Here is a 20,573-nt window from a genome sequence, read left to right as displayed (position 1 = left end):
TTTTAGAAAATCCGTTGGTACTTCATGCGCGTTTAATGTTTCTGATCTAAACGCCAATACCCTTTAATGTGGTTATTTCTTCCTGCAAGTTTGCGTTCATTACGGAAATAATGTCGAATCTGTTTTGCTGCGTTATTTTCTAAAGCCCCCCATACCTGATCTAACTTGGTAAATTTTTTTAAAAGCTCCATGGTTTGACTACCCTGCTCATTCACTGATCCAGTAATTTTTTGAAGATTGCTATTTTCGGGAAAGCAAAAATCATCAAAATAAGTAAAATCCGCAGCATCAGCACTGAGTAAAATTACAATCGGTGGAATCGGGTTTTTCCAAAAATCTAAAATCCCCGCAAGCGCTGGAAATGCAGTTTCATCCGCAATCAGAACAGCTTGCCCTTCATGTAAATGCTCGTGCTTATCGTCGGTTTCGGTACGACTGGAAATTAAAGCACCCGTATTCAGTTGTTGTATCCATTGGCTTCCTGGACTGGCACCATGTGTAAAGATGTCGACATAGCCAAAATGTAAATCCTCATGATTTGAACCATAAGAAAAGGCTTTTCTTAAAGTATAAAGACGAACATCTTTATTCATACTTTCTATGAGTTTTTGACGTTTTTGTGTCGATAAATGCTTCATCAACCATAAAAAACCCCGATCAAATAAATTTTTTAATGTGCCGCTTTGGTTTGAGGTCTTTGATTGAACCACAGGTGCTTTTTCTAATATTTTTAAAATAAAACCGTAAGCATAACCTGCATAATAATTTGGCAATGGTGTTTGGCTTTTAATGGTAAGACGTGTGATATTTGGACTGACTTGTGACTTGGCCACCACTTCAAAAAACTGTTTGGCATTATTGCTGAACTCAATTTTTTGTTTGGCAAATGAGTTATAAGCCAAATATAAAATCTGCTCTTCTAAATCACCTTTTAATTCAAAATGAATAAACAAATCTTGTTTGATGGATGAAGATGGAACTTGAGTGTGTAACAAAATACCTTCTTCGTAAATGTCTGCAATCACAGCATCATGAATATCATTGTTTTTACCATAGTTTTGAGCAATGATCAGAAGCTCCTTACGATGGTCCTGATTCACATGATCCATAATATCAAGCTTACGGTCTTGATCATTAATCGTGGTCAAATGTGTCATGATGCCGCCTAATTCCTAAATAAAAATATAAAATGGGATAAATCTTGAGGATTAATGTGCTGGATGTTCAGCATCAGATGGCAATATTTTCCATACCAATGCTGCAACAGCTAAAGCACAGAAAAAGGTCAGTAGCACGACCGCGGTATACCCAATATGTTGGGCCAGCGTTAAACCCAGTGCTGAATATACAAACCCCATAAAAACCACAAGGCTAAGTTGCAAACTAAAGAACGTTGCTTTTGCTGGCATATTGGCAGCACGATCCATAATGAGTGTAGAAATCGTCGCAATTAGTCCTGGATTGGCAATGAAATAGCCAAATATTGCCAAGTACACCATGAGTTTTGAGGTGTATCCCAAGGTCAAAGGAACAAATAGCAGCAAGGTCAAACCTTGCATGACCGTCAGCGTAATCAGTGCTTTTTTACGTTGTAATTGATTGATCAAAATTGTGGCAAGGAATGCCGATAAGATGCCAATAATTGAACCAAAAACTTTGGTGGCAAAACCAATATCAACCAATGACCACTTTGCATCGACTAATAATGGATTTAGGATTCCAAATACAGCAGTGAAACCAATTGGATAAATAAATAACAACACAAACCAAGACTTGTGTTTTGTTATAAATAATTTGAGTTGCTGAGCTAAACTTTTGAACTTAGAAGAAATATTATGATGCGGATTGAAAAACTTATCTTCAGGTTCTCGATAAAATAATAGCTGAATCCAAGTTACAGCAGTTAAAAGTGCCAATATAATAAATGCGCCTTTCCATTGTAACCATGGATATAAAATAAGTAGTAAACCACCACCAATAATATTACCCAACAAATTACTAGCATATTGAATACTATTAGCAAATTGTCGTTCAGAGGCTTGAAAAATCTTCGTCGCTAAACCATCAATAGCAACATCTTGAATACTCATAAACAAGCTATAAACAATAAAGAGTACCAGCATGACTGGAAATTGCTTATGTACATCTAAATAGCCACACGCCAGCAGTAGCCCCGTCATACACAACTGTGCAAAAAGAAGCCAACTTCGATACTGCCCTTGAGTTAATAATCTAAAGCTGTCAACAAATGGCGCATATAAGACTTTACCCAGCATTGGAAGCGCAATCAGATTCAATAATGCTAATTTATCCAGTGCAATACCACTTTGCCGTAATATGGCAAAGGTGGCAGACATCATAAAGGCAATACCGATATATTGTGTTGTATAGGTACTGATCAGCAACAGCCAAGGTTTAGAATGATGGGACATCATAGATCTTCCAATACATTAATATTTAAATAGAATTAAAAATCTATCTGCATTGATAACTTATATGCACGAGGATCTCCGCCTACCCCAACATAGCCATTCCATACACCTGCCCAATGTTTTTTATCAAAGATATTATCAATGCCTCCTCTGAACACAACATTACGTCGTGCAATAACAGTGGCATAACGTGCACCTAAATCAAAAACAACCCAATCTGGCAATTTTTGTGTATTAGCATTATCTGCATACATGCTGCCTGTATATACGCTATTTGCAGACAATGTTAAATTTGGTTGCAGAGGCACATCCCATTCCACACCAAGATTGGATTGCCAGTGTGGAATTCCCATCACATCATTATTTTGGTATACCCCACCTGCCGTTTTTGTATATTTTGCATCAAGATAAGAAATTCCACCCAGTAAACGGAGATGATCAACCAACTCCCCAGCTGTAGTCCACTCCACACCACGATTGCGTTGCTCACCATCATCGCTATAGATATTCGTTGTCGTATTTTTAATCAAGCTTGGCTTGGTAATTTGGTAGAAACTCAAGGTATTTCTAAAATTACCCAAATCCCATTTTGTACCAATTTCAAATTGCTTTGATTTATACGGTTTAAACACTGTCCCCACATTAGCTGCTGTGGTATCCGAAACAGTATCACCTTGTGATAAGCCTTCCATATAATTTGCATAAAGCGATAAATGATTCCCCCAAGGTTTTAATACAATCCCAATCGCTGGTGTCAAGGCACTTTCTTTATACGCAGGATTTAAGGCATTCGTTGCAGGATTAATACTAAAACTTTGTGATTCTACACGTTGCTCACGTAGACCTAAAATAAGCTGATATTTATCTTGTAAAACAGACAAAGTGTCTGCGAATGCAACACTCGATAGTTTTGTTTCAGAAATTTTAGGTACATTAGCTGGTCTTGCTGCATTTGTTCCGGGCTTAGGATTATAAATATTGGATTGCCAAGGTGTGCCAACACTTAATCCCATATAGGTATTTTGATCAATCCTGTTACCGCTTAGAACCAATTCATGCTTGATTTGTCCAGTTGTAAATTTTCCACGAACACCTGCCTCTGCTGCATTAACATCGGTATCATTAGCATTCATACGAGAAATAGCGGTATAATCTCCATTAGGTTTTGCAGCCATGCCTAAAGCATTGTTGGCAATTACCCCATGACTTTTCTGGTCTTTGGTCCCCACTGTAGTATATGCTGTCCAATCATCTAGAAAATCATACTGTACATTGGCAATCACCCCAGTTGCTTTGGTATGAGCATAACTATCAGGTTGGGTATTAATTTTTGAATCTGGCGCTTTTGGAATATCTGCGGAGGCAAAACTCACCATTAATGGCATGCCTCCATCAACTTTTTCATTAATATCGTATAGATCGAGGCTGGCGCGAAGTTTATCTCCCTTATAGTCTAAAGCAATAGAGCCTAAAGTCCGGTCTTCTTCTTGACCATCTAAAGCAGTATCACCACCAGACTTTAGAGCATTGACGCGCACACCAAATTGTTTTTCATCACCAAAACGGCGGCCTACATCAAGATGTAAACCCAAATTACTATCTGAAGTATAAGTTGTCGTTACTCTTGTAATATCTTGTTCACCAGCACGTTTTGGTACAACATTAATGACACCGCCAACTGCACCACCTAAGGACATACCATTAAGCAATGCGCTCGTTCCACGAAATACTTCAACACGTTCTAAGAACTCTGTTGGTATACGGTTATGCGGCACTAAACCGAATAGTCCATTCCAAGCCATTTCGTGACTTTGGGTGTAGAAACCACGGATATTAAAATATTCACCAAGCCCATTTCCCGAAAATACACTACGTACAGAAGGCTCATTTTTCAATGTTTTTGCGATTGAGGTTGCTTGTTGATCTTCAATATACTTAGCGGTGTAACTCGTAATACTAAATGGTGTATCAAGTGCATCTTTATTACCTAATATACCGAGTTGACTTTTTTTACTCACTTGACCATTCGACAAAGTCGTATTATCAGTAGCCTCTGCTTTAACGATGATCGTAGGAAGCTGTTGAGCCGACTGTGTATTTTCCCCTGCAATTACATTGTGACTTAACAGTAATGCGATGCTAATCGATAAAATTGCTTTTTTGAAATGGATATTGATATTCATTTCTTATCCTAGAAATAGTCGTGTTTAAATTATGTTACACATAATATCAAGAATCATTCTCAACAAAAAACACGATTAGAAATAATTCAATAAAATAAGGAAAGCAACTGTATTAATTAAATATTTTATGTATTTAAAATTTTATAAGTTAGATTAGGTTTGACATCCAACAGATAAATAGTATCTTAAAGTAATTCTCATTTGCATTTATAACTGTATATTTTAGGCTTAAAATTATCAGTCACTATTATGATCAACAATTTAAAAATTAATTTATTTTGTGTCCCTTCTGCAGGAAGCAGTGCTTCCATTTACAACGCTTGGAATAAAGCAATTGCTGGAAATATTAAAGTCATCGCACTTGAGTACCCAGGACACGGTCGAAAAATTCAGCAACAACTCAGCAATGATCCTGATGGTTTAGCAGAACAATTTGCACAAGAAATTCTGACGTATGGTGATGTCCCATGTGTACTTTTCGGGCATAGTGTGGGTGGGTCATTAATATGGAAAATTGAAGAAAAACTCAAACTTGTGGATGCTGATCATAACCTGATTCTAAAAATTGTCAGTGCACGACCTTCACCACACTTTCAAAGTTTGATTCATCATTATAGTGATATGACAGATAGACAGATCGTTCAAGAACTGAAACTTTACAATAACTTCCCAGATGAAATTTTAAATAATCCAAGTGCTTCAGAATTCTTTTTGCGCATTATCAAAAATGACTTCATCCTAAGCGACAACATGCTGAAAAAGCCGATTCAAAAATCTTTAGTACCATTGATAAGTATTTATGGTAAGGATGACCCCTATATTCAAGATCATGAAATTATGCAAAGTTGGCAAAACTTTAGTGAACAATGGTTAGGTGCTTACCAAGTTCGCGGAGATCATTTCTATTTTTTAGACACTGAAATTTTACAAGATACGGTCAATATTATTCAGGACAACATTCATCAGGTCATCAAAAGAATGTCGGTTTAAACCATGATTCAACCGAGCCAACCCTTAATATTGTCCCCCTTGAAATCATCGATATCATTACAACAGCATGCTCGGTTGCTTTTTCGCGATGAACATTTGCAATGCTCTTTATTACATATCCATGGTCAATCAATTCATCAAGTTCGACTGCTTAACATGAATGAACATACTCTCGACCACTACTATTTTAAATTTAATATTTTCATACCCTTTCACATTGCAAGGGCAAGTTTAAAACGTAAGTGTGAGTTTTTTATCGGTCGCTTAGCTGCCAAATTTGCCTTGGCATCATTGGGGAATTATGCGCTCTTTATTATCAAAAAAGGTCAGTATGGTGAGCCCTTATGGCCAAAACGCATCACTGGAAGCATTAGCCACAGTATGCTGGATTGTACCCATGGCATAGCAATTGCGACAGCTGCAATAAATACTCCCAATTTCAACCATGATGATGGCATTAATCACGACAATCAAAATTATAAAAATATTTTAGGCATTGACGTCGAGATCAAACAAAATGCTGACATATTTAAAGAATATCCAAGCATGTTGAACAGCTTGATGAGCCCTCAAGAAGCCAAACTTTTAAGTCCATTTCTAGATCAAGTTCCAACACTATATTTAATTTTATTTTCTGCCAAAGAAAGTCTCATCAAGGCGCTCTATAACAAATATCAACAGCTCATACCTTTTAATGCCATGCATTGTATTGGCTTCAACACTGAAACATGCACCCTAAGTTTTTATCTGCCTCAAACCTCACCCAAGATGGCTATGAATAGAACAATTCAGGTGAAATATCTAGAATTAGAAGATGAAATTATGACCTTTTGCAGTCTAGAAGCAAGTACAAATAAACTTTGAGAGATGATTCATCATGTTTAAAAATTCTTTTCTCGATATACTGATTATGCTCACTATTTCAGCTGTGGTGGCTTTTATCATGTCATCCATTTTTATTTATGGCGTGTAATTAATCATGACAGTTCCCTCTCCTATTTAAAGAAGAAGGTTAAACTGAGAATTAAGTTTAATATACAGTACTCGAACCATTCATCTTGCTTTAAATTAGGCAAAGTAAATGAAATCCTTAGCCTGCTTTTTTGTGCTTAAACGTTTCGTAATAATGACCACATTGTTGATAAAACTTTTCTCTAAAACAATGATAAAGTACTGCTGTTTTTTCCTGAAGCTGAATCATTCCTTGAGGTTCCAAGGCAATGTCTTGTCTTACCTTTTCATACACAGACATGGTTTGGTCAGGTTCACCCACGACTTTTTCTGCATTGGAATGTTCAAAAATCAAAAAGCTCAGCATACGCATCACTGCACGAAAATGTCCTTTACCCACCGCATCTTCACTGAGTAATACATGCCAACCCAAGTCATCGTCTTTGGCGTCATAATACAATGCCAAACGATCTCGTTTTGCTTCATAGATTTCCAAATAACCAGCATCTTTACCATCAATTTGGATGATATATAAATGCTGATGGTCATCGCAGAGCATTCGTTCAAAATAAACCGCCAGTTCAAGTTCAGGTTTATCCAGTTGCCACTGCGGAATAATATGTGGCTGATGCATCCATTTGACCATTAAGGGCAAATCCTGTGGTAATACCACATCACGTAATGCATAAGATATCTGATGCTCGGCATATTCAAAAAAACGGGGTAATGATTTTGATATTGTCTTCATGACGAACATCCTCTAAAAAAACGACAGCAAAATTTAAAATTAAAGTGGACGCTTTAGTTGAAAAGCATCCGAAAAAAGATTAATTCAAGGTGTAATATTGCAGGGGTGGAAAACCATTAAACTCGATTGAGCTGTAACTGGTGGTATATGCCCCTGTCGACAGCCAGTACAGGTGATCGCCTATTTCCAAAGACAGTGGCAACGCGTATTTCTTGTTCTGATACATAATGTCCATACTGTCACAAGTTGGACCTGCTAAAATAATGTCGTCACTATGTCCTGTCTTTTTACACATGATCGGGTATTGAATGGCTTCACCCAATGTTTCAATCAGACCGTTAAATACGCCGACATCCGTATAAACCCAACGCTTAGTTCCAGACTGTGGGCGTTGTGAAATCAATACGATTTCAGAGACTAAAATGCCTGCATTTCCGACCAAAGACCGCCCAGGTTCTAAAATAACCTGTTCAAGCTGATAAGATTTAAATATCTCAAGCGCAGCGTTAATTTGCTTGGAATAACTGGCAAAAGCTTCGGTTTCCTGTACATATTGCGCAGGCAAACCACCACCCAAATTCAGCATTTTTAAGTGAATCTGATGCTCATTGGCCAATACATCAAAAATAGCTTTAGTCTCGTCTAAGGCACTTTCCCACAAATCGATTTTGCGTTGCTGTGAACCAACATGGAAGGAAATACCATAGGGAATTAAGCCCAATGCTTTGGCTTTGACTGCCAGTCGAATCACACATTCTGCATTGCAGCCAAACTTGCCTGAAAGCGGCCAATCAGCTGTTTCCGAACCATCAATTGACAGTCTAAAAAACACTTTGGAACCCTGTGCATATTGCGCAATATTATTTAAATCTGCATCTGAATCGGTGACATAAAGCCGTACACCCTGTTCATAGAAATACTGAATATCAGCCCGTTTTTTAATAGTATTCCCAAAAGCCAAGCGTGATGCATCCATACCAAAGGCCTGTACTTTTTTCAGTTCATTGACTGAGGCCAGATCAAAACTTGAACCTAACTGACTTAAACGTTCAATCACTTCATTGGCTGGATTGGCCTTTAAGGCATAATAAATATCTGCATTGGGAAAGCCGTGTTTAAGTTCCAGATAGTGCTTTTCAATCACGCTCAGATCTAAAACCAAAAATGGCGTGGCTTTGGTTTTCACCAGATCATCTAAATGCTCTTGAATATTACTTTTAAAATAGTGCGGGAAATTCATTTTAAAATCCTAAAAAGATAGCTCGGTACTGTGTGACTTAAACATTGTTTTTACAGGAGTCACTATTTCTTCAGCTAAAGGTGCAAATTCTTGATAAGCAATGCGCTTTTCTACAGAATAAACTTCACGGCCTAAAATGGTATTGATGATGATGGCATTGCGATAACAGCCCATGCCTAAGTCTGGAACGGTAAAACCATGTGAATAAATGCCAATGTTTTGTGCAAAAATCGTGTTCTGATCGTTGATGCTATAGTTCCAGTTCAGCTCAATACGCCCTTTGCTATCCCAATTAATGTGAGAACGAATTGGCGCCAAGCACTCAGGAATTTTGTAGTCGTAACCAAGTGCCAGAATCAGCACTTCACTTTCCAATTTGAAACGCGTGTTAATGTCTGAATTTTTAAAAGTCAGATTTAAATGATTGCCCTGTTGTTCAACAGCGTCTAAAGCACAATTTGGCATCATGCGAGTTGGCAACGGACGATATAATGATTTTTGATAGAGCAGATCGTAAATACGATTAACAAAACTCAGTTCAATACCTTTATACAACGCACTTTGTGAAGCAATGACCTGATCTCTTTTATCTTCATCCAGTGAATAAAAATGCGAGGTGTAATCTGGCGAAGTGAATTCCAGCGTTAATTTGCCTAAATCCATGGAAAAGAAATGTGATGCTTTAGTCAACCAGTTGAGTTGATATTCATGCTGATCAATTTCAGATAGCAAGTCATAATAAATTTCCGCACCACTTTGTCCGCCACCGACAATAGTGATGGATTTTTTATTCAAATAGTCTTTTTTATGGCTTAAATAGTCCGCACTGGAATGAACCTGTTCCGGGTATCCCTGACAGAATTTTGGTATAATTGGCGTCGTGCCTGTACCAAGCACCAAGTTTTTAGTCACGACCGTGATATCACCTTGGGACTGTTTTACACATAAGGTGTAGAGATTACATGTCTCATCATAGTCAACTTGATCAACAAAACTTTTAAAATGCACATTGTCCAATTGCTCAGCCACCCATTTGCAATACAAGTTATATTCGGCACGCAAAATAAAGAAGCTTTCACGAATAAAGAACTGATACAGCTTATTGTGAAGCTTTAAATAATTTAAAAATGAATAGGGACTTTTCGGATCTGCAAAACTGACCAAATCGGCAATAAATGGGATTTGCAGGGTAGAACCTTCAGGCATAATGCCTGAATGCCAGTCAAACTCATCCTTATCATCAAAGAAAATCGTGCTGAGTTCATTCAGCGGTTGGGTCAGACAAGCCAAACCCAAATTAAATGGTCCTACCCCAATGCCCACGATGTCGTAAATGTGTTGTTTATTCATCTTATACTCCTTCTTATCCTAGTTTCTGTCTGTTTACTTTACCCACGTGGGTATATTTGAAATCTGCCACCACTTCAATTTCGTCTGGAATTTTGAAGTGGGCAATATTTTTACTGATCAAAAATTTACGGATGTTTTTTAAATTGATTTCACTGTCTTCAAGTTTCGGAATAATGATGGCTTTGATCCGCTCACCTAAATAATCGTCACTGACGCCAATCACACAGACATCTTTCACCGATGGATACTGCAAAATAAAGTCTTCAATTTCACTCGGCGTAATTTTTTCACCAGAACGGTTGATCTGTTCTTTTTCACGCCCCGTGACCACAATATTCAGATTTTCATCTAAATAGCCAATATCACCAGTTTTATAGAAACCACCTTCCGTAAAGGCACGGCGGTTGATTTCAGGCAAGTTGTAATAACCATTAATGGTATAGGGACCACGAGTTTGAATATGCCCTATTGTATTGATCGGCAATGCGTTACCATCCTGATCAGCGATGCGGATTTCATCCAGATGTGACAGCTTTTTACCTTGGGTTTGAATGGTGATTTGGTCTGAATCATCCAAATGCGTGAAATTCACCAAACCCTCAGCCATGCCATAGACTTGCTGTAATTTGACTTGCAATGTGTCAATAATCTGCTCGGCAAGTGATGGCAACAGTTTCGCTCCACCGACTTGTACCACTTGTAAGCTGGATAAATCGTAATCTTCGAGACTTTCAGCATTCAGCCAAAGTGTTGCAATGGCAGGTACTAAAGAGACTTGCTGAATCTGGTATTTTTGAATCAGCTCAAAACAGACACGTGGCTGCGTCATTTGACTCAATACCACCGTTCCACCCGCATAAAACACACCAAGAAATCCAGGTGAACTCATACAGAAATTGTGCATCACAGGTAGCACCACGAGTTGTTTGGTATCCTGAGTCAGCCCTGCAACCTCTACACTCTTTTCAATTGAGTAAATATAGTCAGCATGAGTGCGTGGAATCAGTTTCGGTAAACCTGTGGTTCCGCCTGAAAGTTGTAAAAATGCAATATCTTCAGATTCACTCAGCGCTTGTAGATTGAAGTCAGGTTGAATACCGTTTAACTGTGGCAATGACACTTCAATGCTCGATTGACTAACAATATTTTCTCGAAACCACAATTTAAAATTGGGTGTAGAAAATTCTTCGCAGACCTCTGTTGCTGTAACTTCACTGGCAGATGCACAGAGTTTGATAAAACCTGTTGCACGACTTTGCTTTGCAATATTTTCAATTTCATATGAGCCATGACCATGCAGGCAAAATACCGGTCTAGCACCTATTGCATACAAGCCAAAAATCACTATAAAAACTTCAATCACATTGGGCGATTGCAACAAGACAAAATCTGTTTCCCGAATACCCTGCTGTTTTAAGTAACTTCCATAATGAATGGCATAGTCATACAACTGCTGATAAGTCAGTTGTTTATGATCCTGAATCGCTGCTACACGCTGTGCAAAACCGTCTTTTAAACTTGCCAGCAGTTGAAAATGCGTCTGTGATTTCCAGCATCCTTCATCTCGATATTGTTTGGCTCTCGATTCTGGAAATGGCACATATCCCTGTTGAATATCTTGTTCTATAAACATGACTAAATCCTTTATATCGCCATTTCTGGAAGTTGAATGCTGCTCAATTGACGGCGGATGTCTCTAACATCAACACGCATCGATTCACCTGACTGGGTAATAATGTCGATGAAACAGGTTAAGACCTGCTCAGCAACCTGTCGAATCAGCTGAATTTGTGTGTCGTTGTAGCGATTGACGCGGTAGTTAATGACGACACGTAAGCGCTCTTGTTCAGAGCTTGGTTCTTCATAGACTTCAAAATGCAAACCAAACTTGGCGGTATTACGTTCAGGCTCAATCAGTTTAAAACCAATTTCATGCCCAGAATCGAGCTGAAATGCGCCTGTTAAGGCATTTTGGGCATGTAGTTGCACATACACTTCATATGGACTTTCAGTCCATTCCTCACCTTCAGCGCGAATATTGTCTTCGACAATGGCAAATGGAATATCGGCATATTCTTGTGCTTTGAAGATGTTGTTCTGAACCTGTTGTACCAGGTCTTTAATGGTCAAAGTTTCATTCAACAGGGTGTAATGCATCACCACATTGGTGAAATAGCCCATGGTATCCTGATACAACGGATCTTGACGGCAAGCTACGGAAGTCCCAGTTAAAATCTTTTTGCCAGCACCTAAATAATGGCTTGCCAGCACCACTGCGGCATAGACTACATAGAAGAGAGAAGATCGATACTCACGCGCCAATGCGTACAATTGCTCAACTTGTAGAGCCGTAAATCCAAACTCAATCGCTGCACCTGCCACATCTGCTGTATCAAGGTGATTGTGTTGCTCTGCATCTGTGGCATAAGCAGGCAATAAAGGCGGTTGTTTCTTGATTTTTCCAATCGTATCAACCCAATACTGAATATGTGCTTGCAAGGTAGAATCATCTTGCGCCATCGCATATTCATGGAACTGACGTGGTGCCTTTTCCCAAATAGGAGCCTGACCTGCTACACGACTGCGATAGGCCAGAATCAATTCATGCATTAAGATGCCCGACGACCATTCATCCATAGCAATGTGATACAACAACATCGATAAAATATGCTGCCCCTGTTCATCTTTCATAAAACGAACACGAATTGGAAACTCTTGCATCAAATCGAAGGAATGATTGGCTTCAGCACGTAAAATCTGCTGTGCACTGTGTTCCGCCTGATATTCAGAACCCCAAAACCAAGGATGCTGATGCAACCGCTGCATGGGAATAACAGTTTGGAAAATATCCCCCCGATCCGCCTGTACAAAAATACTGCGCAAGCTATGGTGACGTTTTAGAATATCCAGAAACGCCGCATGAAAAGCCTGTTCATCCACTGCTTCACAAAAACGGAATGCAAATGGAATGTTATACATGGCATCACGTCCCTGATCCGAAAAGCCCATAAAGGCTTTTTGCAATAAAGTCAGAGGTGCAACAATTTCACGGTCTTCATCAATGGATTGCTGTTCTTCAACATGTTTATTCAATAGCTCGGCATGTTGTGCCAATTCACGTGCAGTCGGCGCATTAAAGAAATCGGCAATTTTAATCAGCACAGCATGCTGGCTTTGCAATTTACCAATTACGCGAGTAGCTAGAATAGAATGCCCGCCAAAATCAAAGAAGTTGTCATCTGCTTGTAAATTCGGATTCATCAACACACTTTTAAATTCTTTTAAAATCAAACGTATGACTGATGAATAAATATTCTGACCAGATTCAATCTCGTCGATGGTGTCAGATGTGATCTGTACTTCAGCCTTAACTGTTGGATCAAGATCTTGTTGGCTCGATGGATTGAGATTTTGCTGCGTCGCTGATGCAAAAATAGCATTGCCATCTGCCCATGCCCCAATATCTGCATCTATAAAATCAAGCCATTGTTCCAATAGTAAGGGGCCTATATTTTTCGATAATTTGTCCCCTATGGTTAGTTCAAAGTGAATGTCTTCATCTTTCACTTGAAATGCCAAAGTCAGATCATAGTCGGAATGAATCGGTGGAATGGCAATTGTTTCAGCCTTAACACCCTCTAATTTAAGATATTGACTAGATTCCACAAACTGAGTAATGAGCACATTCGGAATCGCATTACGCTTGGTTTTGGTTGCCGACAAAATCCGCTCAATCGGGACATTATTCGACATCCCTTGCAGAATTTGATTACGTACATTTTCGATGATGTTGTTGATTTCACCCTTCAGTGTTTGGGATTGTTTTGATTGACCTACACGCACGATACGAATCGGTAAAATATTTGAACTCGATTGAATTTGACTTAAGCTACTTGCATCGTATTGCTCCACAATCGGTACAAAAATATCCACCGAGTTTTGACCCAATAAGCGATTTAAATAACTGCCAAATATTGCCACAACTGTGTGGAAAATCGATGCTTGTGCTTGTTGGCTGAGCTGTTGAATTTTCCCAACATTCACATAGCTATAACAACGTACCGCTTTTTGCACATCGTTAAAGGTGCTGTTTTTGCCATATTCAACAATTGAACTTTGAATTTGAGTGGCTAAGCAGAATTTTGGCCAACGCACTGGCGTCAAGCCTGTAGGAAAAGCATTTTTCCAGTATTGTAATGCCGTAGTGCTGTCTTTCACTTGACGCTGTGGATTGCTCTTAAAGACATACGAGCCAGCATCAACTTGATCAGCATGTTCATAATAGTGGTTAAGTTGGCTAAAAATCGGTTGCCAAGCGGCGTCATCCAATAAGATGTGATGACCTAAAATGCCTAAAATCACCGCATCATGACTTTGTGGCAAAATGCTAAACTGAATTGCAGGTACTTTTGCCAAATCAATGGGTTGTTTTAACCATGACAACAGATACTGAATTGCCTCTATTTCAGACTGAACGACATGAATTTTTACATCCACAGATGCCTGTTCAGCATGATATTTGCTTAAGACTCCTTCTTCATTCAGGTCATAACGTAAATTTAAATTCGATTGTCCAACATAAAGCTTTTCAATTGCTCGAGCTAAACGCGCAATATCAATTTTACCTGTAAGACGAAGCGCTAAAATAAATGGACCTGAAGATGCCAACGGGTCTTGCTGATGCATCATCCATGCACGTTCTTCTGCGAAGGAAATCTGCTGCTGTGCTTGAGTTTCTAAAGATATTTGTTCAACTGTAGTGCTAGAGTTCAATGCAGATATTATAGATGCCTCAGACTGATCTGAAAGTCCAATATCCTGCAATTTACTTGCAAATAAGTTAAACAACTCATCGCTCATAATGCTGTGCTGATGACTCATGTTCTATTTCCCCTTTTATTTCTGATGTAGCTGCGATTCGATGTTATGCACGATCTCGCCAATGGTTTTGCACTTGGCTAAATCAGAAAATTGAATCGAGGTATTGAGTTGTTGGGAAAAATGTTTGGCTAAACGACTTAAATGCCCTGAAGTCAGACCGAGTGCCAAAATTTCAGTGTCTAGCAATACATCAGATAAATCATTTGATGTGTTTAATGAACTTTGCAAATGTTCAATGACGTCTTGGGCAATTGAAGGATGAGCCTGAGCCGAGCTTGCTTGTTGAGCATGGCGACTGCGATTTTGTTCATCCACGTGTTGCAGGTCTAACTGCGAATCTGATGGCTTGACAGCTTGATTTGATGAAGCTTTTGCATAGGTTTGGTAAAGAAAATCTTGCGCGGTTTGCTTTAAAATTTTGCGGTCAATTTTGCCATTACGTGTAATTGGGAATTGCGCTAAGGGTACCCAACGAGATGGAATATGTGAATTCGGCACATAATCTTGTAGGAACTGACGCAGTTCAGATGGGCGCATCGCGTTTAAATCGGTATCTTGGTGATGGATATTTTGAATCGTATAAATCGCTACCAATTCATTGCCTTCATAGACAGGATTGGTACATGTTGTGACCACACAATCGGTAATCCTTGGATGTTTCATTAAGGCATTTTCCACTTCGGATGCAGCAATACGCACCCCACGCACCTTTAAGTAACCTTCATCACGACCGGCAAAAATAATATTACCATCTTCACGTAAATAACCTTTATCACTCATACGGAAGACACGATGCACTTCACCATTGGGCAGAGTTAGAAGTACAAAATCCTTTTGAGTGATCTTGCCATCGAGCAGATAACCATTGGCAAGGTTAATGCCTGACATATAGAGCTGTCCTACCACGCCTGGCGGACAGAATTCACCGCACGGATTCAAAATGTAATAGCGGTTATGCTCCATTTCCTTACCATAAGGAATCACATCGATATCTTCAGGAGTAATTTCATGCCAAATACTCCAAATGGTAGTTTCTGTTGGGCCACCAATCGAAATCAGACGGGTATTCGGTAATATTTCACGTAACTTTTGCACAACGGACGGTTTGACATAATCACCGCCTTGGTTAATCAGGCGAATACTTTGTAATTGTTTTGGATCCGCAGAGGTCAATAACATGTCCGCCATCGCAGGTACGGTACACCAGATCGACACCTGATAACGTTCAATCAACTGCGCCCAAGCCACTGCACTTTTAGCTTCTTCCAAGGTTGGGACGACCAATGTACCGCCGACAGAAAGTGGTGCCATTAGATCAAAAATCGACATGTCATGATGGAATGGTGTTGCTGCCAAATGAATGTCATTCTGATTGATGCACCAAAACTCGATAGTTTCTTGCAGCACATGTGCTGTGGCACGGTTATTCAGTACCACACATTTCGGTGTGCCTGTACTGCCTGAGGTATATAGATAATACGCGGGCGATGCATCATGATGATGTTGCCAGATGATTTCAGATTCAAATGCCGATTCTGCACTGCCTGAATGTAATTGCCCGTGCGTCGAACCTTTTAGTGTTTCATCGATATTTAGGGTTAGTAAGCCTTCAACTGGAGTAGTCGAAATCGCCAAGTCTGCACGACTATTGGATAAGATGTATTGCTGTCTGAGTTGTGGCGAATCCATATCGACAGGCAACCAGATAATACCCGACAAGGCGCAAGCCAAAATGGCATAGATATGTTCTGGACTTTTGCGTAAGCAGATCGCAACAACTTGATTCGGACCAATTTGTGCCAAATCTAAAGCACGACGGACTTTCGCGACATTAGCACCCAGTTCAGCATAAGAGATAGATTGCCCTTCATAAATGAGTGCTATTTTATCGGGAATCTGTTCAAACAAATGACGCTGAATATTGGCTAGATAATCCACCACCTCGACATGCTGATAATCATCTGAACTCTCTGTATCATCGTCTAATGTTGCAACATGAGAGAAACGTTTCGGTTGTTCTAATTCCGTTTCGAGCTGGTTTGAATCATTGAGTCGTTTTGATAAAGCATCCACCATATCCTGAATCATGGCTGGACTTAATGCCTGTTCAATAAAATCAACATCAATCACCAAATCTGAACTTGCCGAAAATGAAAGACGAATATCTAAAGCCAATTGCGGGGTTTGGGTTTGCCCTCCGACATAACGCAGTAGTGAAGATTCAGAAGGTTTTACCCAAGACAAACCATTGGTCAAAGCCACAGGCAGTACAATGGATTCTTGCAAGTTTTTAATCAGGTATTTGGAAAGCTCAATACCCGAATACGAAGTGTGGGTCATGGATTCCAGAATTTGCTTTTGTGTCGTCTTAATCTGTTCGACAAGGCTGATGTCTGAATGGTATTGATAATCCAGCACAATAAAGGAAGAGCTATTTCCCACCTTTTTATGTAAAGCTGAATTAGAGACTGGCATTGAAATCAGCAGTTTCTGCTCTTCAGTCCACCGTGAAATCACCTCTAAAATAAGTGTGGTCAGTAATGCATTTGGAAAGACTTTATATTGCGCAGCCAGTTTGGAGAGCGCGTCAAACTGGGCTTTTTCAATGACAACTGTTCTACGTGAATAAGTCGGCTCAAGAATACTGTCTAAAGCATTTGCCCAAGGTAATTGAGTTACTTCTTCGACTTGTGCCAATTTTTCCTGCCAGAATTGACGATCTTTTTCTAAAACTTCAAAAAAACTGCGATCCATCTGATTGAAATTTAGGTCTGCAATGTTTGACAAAAGACTTAAGTCTTTATTGAGATCAAAGAGTTGATCTAAAATGACTGAAATCGAATAACCATCAATGATCAAACCATCAAAACTGGTCAACACCACTGAGGACACTTCAGCTGATTCTGGCAATTGAATCAATGCAATCTGCCAAGGTGGTGTACTCAGATCATGAGAAAAATGGCGATATTCATTTCGTAATATTTCCAGTTGAATGGTCGCTTCTGTCAAATTGAAATGAGATAAATCATAAATTTTCAGATGATGGATCACATCAATATTGCACTCAACCCGCTGAACCAGCTGTGTTTCATCAATAACGGTATGTAATGCAGGATATAACTCGATGAGTTGAGCTAAACGCTGTGCCAAAATTTCAGCATCCATCTGTCCTTGAAACTCCCGAAAGTCATGCATTGAAGACTGACTCAGCGGGAACATTTTACTTTTACCCAATAAATAGGCTTTTTGCATTGGGGTTAATGGTGTTGGATTCATTTTTTATTTCCCCTCGATGACTTGCATAAACACTTCAGCAATGCGCTGTGCAGTATCAGGCAGTTTTTGTTCAATCAGTCTGGCGATATTTGTTGCATTACGCTGTGTGAAAATGTCCACCACACTTATTTCGGCATCCTTGAAATATTGATTTAAAGCTGCGACCAAATGCGTCGCTAACAAAGAGTCACCACCTTCATCAAAGAAATCCAAATCGCTGTTGGCTTGTTGCTGTGGCAAACCAATAATCTTCGTCATGATAAAAGTCACCACATTCTCAAGAGCTGCGCTTTGTACTGGTCGCGGTTGTGCGTATTCTATTGAGACATGCGTTGCCATAAAGTGATGGAGATTTTCAGTTGATAGATGTGCAGTAAAGGGCTGAAGATCACTAACCACATAGCTCTGCTCAGGTATTAAATACTGCGGTAAAACATTCGTATAAGCTGCGTGTAAATCTGAGGATGACAGCTGTTGATGACGCGTTAACACAGCCACGATTACGGACTTACCTTGCTTTTCAACCGCATAGACTTTGACTTGTTGTACACATGCAATTTTTGTAATTTGTGCTTCAATGCTTTGCACTTCAATGCATTGACCATTTTTTAAAATAAGCTGATGTGAATGCTCAAACAGGTGTAACTGTCCTTGATCATCGATATAGGCTTGAACACCTATATCGATCCATTCAGATTGATCTGATGGATACCTTGCATTGGAATTCGCATCATCAAGATTCAAGACCAATCGACCTAAGACCCAAGCTGGGCAATCCACCTCCAGACCATTTAAAATACGATAAGGCGTATTAGCATGCGCTTTCGGGAATTTTGCCAAGATCTGTTCAGTTAAAGGCGCTTTGACTTGATTTTGTTGCTGATTTTGCGACTGAATTAGCTGTGATGTGTATTGAGACAATGCATTTAAAGTTTGCGCAAATGCAGGACTACCTACTGTCAATACATGCTGTATTAACTGAATATAATGATCGAACATGCCTTGAATGACATTCGATTTAAAAGCATGTGTACGAATATCCCAGTTGATGGCTAAGCCCTGATTGAAATAGGCAATCTGTACATCCAAATCGACTTTTGGACCTTGGGAAATACACCATACAGGTTGCCCTAATGTACTTTGCAATTGCTCCGAGAATATCTCACCTTCATCCAATGCCGATGTAAACACAATGGGAGAAACTTCCAGCTGTTGGCGATGTTTTGATAAATCACGCAGTACATGAATCCCCCCATAGCGGTAGTACTCATAAATTTGATCGACATCGCGTTCAATCCGTTTAACAGTATCCAGTAAACTTTCATGACCATTGAGCTTTAAACTCAGCAGACTGATCTGAGTGAAATCACCCACCACATGATTAATATTTTGCGAATCAGACTCACGGATAAAGGCTGGTAAGTTCAGACGAAACTCAGGTGTAGATGACCAATTTGCAATACTTTGCGCAAATAGGCTTAAACATACACTGCGTACAGATACACCCTGCATCTGTGCCAAACTTTGCAAACGGGCACGCTCATCTGCATGAAAAATATGAATAAGACGTTCAAAATGATGTTGATCTGCTCTTAAGCCCTCAGCGACCACAGGTAACTGCGGTGGAGGTGAAATGGTATCTAGCTGTGACTGCCACCATTGTTGATCTTGCTGAATTTGGGCTTGCAAATCCACGTGATCACGACGCTGGTTTAAATAGTTAAAATAGTCAACGCCATCCAAGTTTAAATCTGTAAGTTTTTCACCGCGATATAAGGCACTTAAGTCTTCCACAACAATCAAAAAGCTTTGTGGATCAATTGCAGACATATCCGAATCAAGATGTAAAATATGACGTTGTTCTGGTAAAAGACTTAACTTCACATCCAACACATACCCATGTGCAATGTTTAATTGTTGATGGCTTAAACACTCACGTTTTGCTTTTAAATGTGCCTCAATGTCTGCTGAATTCAACTGAGTCAGATCTTCAATCTGAATCTGCTGATGCTCAATCGACTTAATACTTTGCTGACCCTCACGAATGGATGCACTCAGCATGGGATGACGCTGAATTAACTGTTCAAAGGCACATTGTAATTGAGGAATATCTAAATCTTTTCCCTCAAATTCCATATACAGATGTGCCGATACACCTTCGGTTTCTCGCCCTGCCCAATAGGCATATTGCATGTCTGATAATGGCACTGCATTTGTTGGTAAGTGTTGCAGCCAATTTGATAATGTCGAGGTCTTTTTCGTAGCTTCATTCAAATCTGAATCTGCTGTATTCAGCGTTATATCCTGAATCAATTGATGCCAGTCCTGTACCGTTGGTGACATGGCAAAATCGGCATAGGACAATGAGGTATTATATTTCTTCTCAAAATGATCGACCAACTGCATAATCGCCAATGAATGCAAACCGTGTTCAATCAGATTGTCTTCGGGCTGAATCTGAATGCCATCTACTTGAAGGACTTGGTGAATCTGTGCGGTAATTTCTTGCCGTAATTGCATTG

At 39.5% G+C, this 20,573-nt stretch carries 12 protein-coding genes; 2 read left to right on the top strand and 10 right to left on the bottom strand.

Features of this window, described 5'->3' with window-relative positions; genetic code table 11:
* Positions 1–32: 32 nt before the first annotated feature.
* The 3 genes from IAE19_RS15090 to IAE19_RS15080 are packed head-to-tail and all read right to left on the bottom strand — an operon-like array spanning position 33 to position 4,615.
* Entirely contained in the window at positions 33–1,157 is a 1,125-nt protein-coding gene (locus IAE19_RS15090; protein ID WP_200461735.1) for a siderophore-interacting protein, read from the bottom strand.
* A gap of 51 nt (positions 1,158–1,208) precedes the next feature.
* The gene (locus IAE19_RS15085; RefSeq protein WP_200461742.1) at positions 1,209–2,432 is read right to left on the bottom strand and encodes an MFS transporter; all 1,224 of its coding nucleotides are present in this window, start codon (positions 2,430–2,432) and stop codon (positions 1,209–1,211) included.
* Between the two features lie 35 nt (positions 2,433–2,467).
* On the bottom strand, positions 2,468–4,615 hold the full coding sequence (locus tag IAE19_RS15080; RefSeq protein ID WP_200461734.1) for a TonB-dependent receptor: 2,148 nt from the start codon (positions 4,613–4,615) through the stop codon (positions 2,468–2,470).
* Positions 4,616–4,864: 249 nt separating this feature from the next.
* On the opposite strand from IAE19_RS15080, the gene IAE19_RS15075 reads away from it, so the two are divergent.
* Both IAE19_RS15075 and IAE19_RS15070 read left to right on the top strand, forming a co-directional pair.
* Positions 4,865–5,605 (top strand): thioesterase II family protein, encoded by a 741-nt coding sequence (locus IAE19_RS15075; RefSeq protein ID WP_200461733.1) that lies wholly within the window; start codon positions 4,865–4,867, stop codon positions 5,603–5,605.
* Positions 5,606–5,608: 3 nt separating this feature from the next.
* On the top strand, positions 5,609–6,469 hold the full coding sequence (locus IAE19_RS15070; protein WP_200461732.1) for a 4'-phosphopantetheinyl transferase family protein: 861 nt from the start codon (positions 5,609–5,611) through the stop codon (positions 6,467–6,469).
* A 226-nt stretch (positions 6,470–6,695) separates the two neighbouring features.
* On the opposite strand, the gene IAE19_RS15065 is transcribed toward IAE19_RS15070, so the two are convergent.
* The 7 genes from IAE19_RS15065 to IAE19_RS15035 form a co-directional block, all read right to left on the bottom strand.
* On the bottom strand, positions 6,696–7,304 hold the full coding sequence (locus IAE19_RS15065; RefSeq protein ID WP_200461731.1) for a GNAT family N-acetyltransferase: 609 nt from the start codon (positions 7,302–7,304) through the stop codon (positions 6,696–6,698).
* A 79-nt stretch (positions 7,305–7,383) separates the two neighbouring features.
* Positions 7,384–8,544, bottom strand: coding sequence for a type III PLP-dependent enzyme (locus IAE19_RS15060; RefSeq protein WP_200461730.1), 1,161 nt, complete (start codon positions 8,542–8,544; stop codon positions 7,384–7,386).
* A 9-nt stretch (positions 8,545–8,553) separates the two neighbouring features.
* The gene (locus tag IAE19_RS15055; protein ID WP_200461729.1) at positions 8,554–9,894 is read right to left on the bottom strand and encodes a lysine N(6)-hydroxylase/L-ornithine N(5)-oxygenase family protein; all 1,341 of its coding nucleotides are present in this window, start codon (positions 9,892–9,894) and stop codon (positions 8,554–8,556) included.
* 13 nt (positions 9,895–9,907) lie between these two features.
* The gene (locus IAE19_RS15050; protein WP_200461728.1) at positions 9,908–11,527 is read right to left on the bottom strand and encodes a (2,3-dihydroxybenzoyl)adenylate synthase; all 1,620 of its coding nucleotides are present in this window, start codon (positions 11,525–11,527) and stop codon (positions 9,908–9,910) included.
* Between the two features lie 11 nt (positions 11,528–11,538).
* On the bottom strand, positions 11,539–14,775 hold the full coding sequence (locus tag IAE19_RS15045; RefSeq protein WP_200461727.1) for a condensation domain-containing protein: 3,237 nt from the start codon (positions 14,773–14,775) through the stop codon (positions 11,539–11,541).
* A gap of 15 nt (positions 14,776–14,790) precedes the next feature.
* Positions 14,791–18,051, bottom strand: coding sequence for a non-ribosomal peptide synthetase (locus tag IAE19_RS16790; RefSeq protein WP_200461726.1), 3,261 nt, complete (start codon positions 18,049–18,051; stop codon positions 14,791–14,793).
* Positions 18,052–18,054: 3 nt separating this feature from the next.
* Positions 18,055–20,571 carry a condensation domain-containing protein gene (locus IAE19_RS15035; protein ID WP_200461725.1) on the bottom strand — a complete coding sequence of 839 codons (2,517 nt, stop codon included), beginning with the start codon at positions 20,569–20,571 and terminating at the stop codon, positions 18,055–18,057.
* Positions 20,572–20,573: the final 2 nt, after the last annotated feature.

This window comes from Acinetobacter sp. S40 (assembly GCF_016624705.1).
Lineage (GTDB): Bacteria > Pseudomonadota > Gammaproteobacteria > Pseudomonadales > Moraxellaceae > Acinetobacter.
The sequence above is the reverse complement of the archived record's forward strand: the minus strand, read 5'-3'. Positions and strand labels throughout refer to the sequence as shown.